We start from the raw sequence: 814 nt of genomic DNA, 5'->3' as shown, positions 1-814 counted from the left end.
AGTCACTTTACTACTTACTTTTTACCCTTACTTCGCGCTCACTTTATCCCCTCTCCTCGTTTCAGGAAGATGATCGACACATCTGAAGTGGTAGAAAAGCTCACTGAGTGGGTACAGATAGTAGAACAGAAAGTACAACTCTTTTCGATACACTCATCAGTAGAGCAATACTTGCAAGAACACCCTGTGTTCAGGTACTCAGTAGCAGAGATGGTTGCAAGCATACGGATTACAAGCTTGACAGTGTCCTAGAAAGATTTGAGTAGTCAGCCTCGCCGAATTCAATTGAAGAGCCAGAAGATATCTTGGAACAAGCTCTTGCCCACTTTGAAGCATGTTATTATGAACAATGGCAGGAGGCATTCTCAATGGGACTTGTGAATAAGGGTGATGGAATTCATGAAACAGAAGTAGAAGATCAACCCAATCAGTAGGCACCATTGGATGGCTCGGAGGATGAGGTTGAGGAACATGAGCGCCCCTTTGAGGAAATTGATAAACCAAAGGAGGGCAGACTGAAACCATCCATTGAAGAGCCACCAGAGTTAGAACTGAAGACTTTGCCAAATCACTTGGAGTATACATTCTTGGCTGAAGACTCAAAGCTACCCGTGATTATAGCAGCAAATTTATCGCAAGAACAGAAAGAAAAGCTTGTGAGTATGCTAAAGAGGTATAAGTCCGCCTTGGCCTGGAAGATTTCTGACATAAAGGGAATTAATCCTTCGTTCTGCACACATAAGATCCTGATGGAGGATAATTTCAAATCTGTAATACAACCTCAAAGAAGACTAAATCCGAACATGAAGGAGGT

2 protein-coding genes are annotated in these 814 nt (G+C 42.5%); both read left to right on the top strand.

Annotation, left to right across the window (positions count from 1 at the left end):
• Positions 1-305 precede the first annotated feature (305 nt).
• Positions 306-434: a hypothetical protein gene (locus ACFIJJ_RS09925; RefSeq protein WP_375646834.1), complete on the top strand. Its 129-nt coding sequence runs from the start codon at positions 306-308 to the stop codon at positions 432-434.
• A gap of 6 nt (positions 435-440) precedes the next feature.
• On the top strand, positions 441-814 hold a 374-nt coding region (locus ACFIJJ_RS09920; RefSeq protein ID WP_375646833.1), incomplete at its 3' end, for a hypothetical protein.

This window comes from Bartonella sp. TT29SHDZB, assembly GCF_042193395.1.
In the GTDB taxonomy this organism is placed as follows: Bacteria; Pseudomonadota; Alphaproteobacteria; order Rhizobiales; family Rhizobiaceae; genus Bartonella.
Note: the sequence above shows the minus strand (reverse complement) of the source record. Positions and strands in the feature narration are given on the sequence as shown.